The 2639-nt window shown below is 51.2% G+C and carries 3 protein-coding genes; all 3 read left to right on the top strand.

Annotated elements, in window-relative coordinates:
* The first annotated feature begins 328 nt into the window (after nt 1-328).
* Nucleotides 329-1270 carry a phosphate ABC transporter permease subunit PstC gene (pstC, locus tag PX481_RS25350; RefSeq protein WP_193977225.1) on the top strand — a complete coding sequence of 314 codons (942 nt, stop codon included), beginning with the start codon at nt 329-331 and terminating at the stop codon, nt 1268-1270.
* Nucleotides 1271-1275: 5 nt separating this feature from the next.
* Nucleotides 1276-2166, top strand: a complete 891-nt coding sequence (gene pstA / locus PX481_RS25345; RefSeq protein WP_286825075.1) for a phosphate ABC transporter permease PstA — start codon at nt 1276-1278, stop codon at nt 2164-2166.
* Nucleotides 2167-2271: 105 nt separating this feature from the next.
* Nucleotides 2272-2639, top strand: a 368-nt coding sequence (locus PX481_RS25340) for a phosphate ABC transporter ATP-binding protein (protein WP_288096727.1), incomplete at its 3' end; no start/stop codon positions are given.

The following is a 2639-nucleotide window of genomic DNA, read 5'->3' as shown; positions in this document are numbered from 1 at the left end:
GCGGCGATTCCTAAACCTCACGATTTAAGTTTCTGCTTCCACCACCGTCGCATACCACAGTTAAAAAACCATGTACTGTCTTACACAGAGTCCACAGACTTTCGCCCCATTTCAGAAGCCCGATTCCGTGTGTCCCACGGTACGTTGACCGCCTATAGCTTCTTGTACTTGTTGCGCGCGACTTTTTACCCGGCCAAGCTTTTCTGGTCGGAACCCCCTAAGCCGAGTTTTCAAGGTGCTGCGCCGTCCACTTGGTTTTCGAGACTGGCCTCTTAATTCTAACGTAAAGCCGCCGTTCTACGGCGGGGTTTCAGACCCAAAATTTCCTATGACCACTACCGGTTCTTTTGATGACTCTTTGTTCGCAAGAGGGGATTCTCTTCTCAAGCGAGCCTCCGATGATGTTCCCGAGAAAATTATCGGAACAATTTTGTTCGCCTGCGCCCTTGTATCTGTAGTCACGACCTTCGGCATCGTCGCTATTATTTTCAAGGAAACTGTCGCTTTTTTCCAGGAAGTAAGTTTCGGGCAGTTCTTCTTGGATACCCAATGGACTCCCCTTTTTAATCCTCCCCGTTTCGGGATCTGGCCGTTGATTAACGGAACCGTTTTAACCACGGTCATCTCAATGGTGGTCGCAGTTCCGTTGGGATTGTGTTCAGCGATTTATCTGGCCGAGTACGCAACCCCGAAAGTAGCTTCTATTCTGCGTCCGGCGGTGGAAATTCTGGCGGGAATTCCCACCGTAGTTTACGGTTACTTCGCACTGATCTTTCTCACGCCCTTACTACGGAATTTTTTACCCGTAGAGGTTTTTAACGCTCTGAGCGCGGGATTGATGATGGGAATCATGATCACCCCGACCGTCGGTTCGATCAGCCTAGACGCGATTAAATCGGTTCCCCGTTCCCTGCGCGAGGGTTCCTACGCCCTAGGAATTACCAAGCTGGAAACAATTTTCAAGGTGGTTTTGCCGGCCGCCCTATCGGGGATTATGGCTTCGATTATTTTGGGGGTTTCCCGTGCGGTGGGAGAAACCATGACCGTCCTGATCGCGGCGGGTGCTCAACCTCGTCTAACTTTCAATCCACTGGAATCGATCGCCACCATGACCGCTTTTATGGCGCAGGTTTCTAGTGGAGATGCCCCCAGAGGGAGTTTCAATTTTAAATCCATCTACGCGGTCGGTGCGGTGCTTTTCCTGATCACTCTGGCGCTCAATATCGGCAGTTATTGGATTTCTAATCGCTTTAAGGAAAAATACGACTAATTATCATGGTTAAATCTTCTCCTACTAGGGATACGGCCGTCTTTAACGATCGACTCGAAAGCCGAGAAACCATCGGCAAAATCTACGAGTATGTTTTCTTGATCGGATTACTCGTCGGTCTATTCGTTCTCGCTCTACTGTTGTTCAATGTCCTTCATGACGGACTGGCCCGCCTACTCACCCCCGGTTTTCTCACGGAAACCCCCTCCCGTTTTCCCGATCGCGGGGGAATTCGCCCCGCGATTATCGGTAGCCTCTATTTGGGAGTAATCGTGATCTTGGTAGCGGTGCCCATCGGGGTGGGAGCAGCCCTATACCTAGAAGAATACGCCCCGAAAAACTGGTGGACGGCGCTGATCGAGGTGAATATCGGCAATCTGGCTGGGGTTCCCTCGATCGTTTACGGTTTGCTCGGTTTAGGGGTCTTCGTCTATTTACTGAATTTCGGCTCTACCCTACTTTCCGGGGCCTTAACCCTTGCGCTTCTCTCGCTGCCAGTCATTATCGTTGCGGCGCGGGAGGCGATCCGGGCGGTTCCCGATTCCCTCCGCCAAGCCTCCTACGGTCTAGGCAGCACCAAATGGCAGACGCTCCAACACCATGTTTTACCCTATGCGGTGCCGGGGATTCTCACGGGGGTAATTATCTCCGTGTCGCGGGCGATCGGGGACGCGGCCTCGCTAGTGGTGGTGGGAGCGGTGAGTTTTCTGACCTTCGATCCGGGTTTATTCGAGCGATTTATGGTACTGCCCATTCAGATTTTTAGTTATGTCTCCCGTCCTGAACCTGGTTTCGCCAATGCCGCCGCTGCAACGATTATCGTTCTGATCCTTTTGATCATGGCGCTGAACGCCATCGCCATCTATCTACGTCAACGCTATTCGACACCGAATTAGGGAAGGCAGCAGGCAAGGGGGTAGATACATAACCTCCCCTACTCCTGCACTCCCCACTTTTCCCTTTTAACCAGTCGTTTAATCATACTCAGGAGAATTGTTGCCATGACTACCCACCTTAACCCAGATCACAGTGTTTTCGATGCAGAAGGAGTGAAAGTTTTTTATAACGGGTTTCTCTCTCTTGTGGATGTTCATATTAAAATTCCCGCGCGAAAAATCGTCGCCTTTATCGGCCCGTCTGGTTGCGGGAAAAGTACCCTCTTGCGCTGCTTTAACCGAATGAATGATCTGATCCCCGGCGCCAAGGTGGAGGGAAAATTACTCTACCGAAATCAGAATATTTACGATTCGCAGGTCAATGCAGTCAAGTTAAGGCGACAGGTGGGGATGGTTTTCCAACGTCCCAACCCTTTTCCCAAGAGCATTTACGAGAATATCGCCTACGCGCCCCGAACCAACGGTTATCAGGG

The sequence above is a fragment of the Microcystis sp. M53603_WE2 genome, from assembly GCF_030065435.1.
Note: the sequence above shows the minus strand (reverse complement) of the source record. Positions and strands in the feature narration are given on the sequence as shown.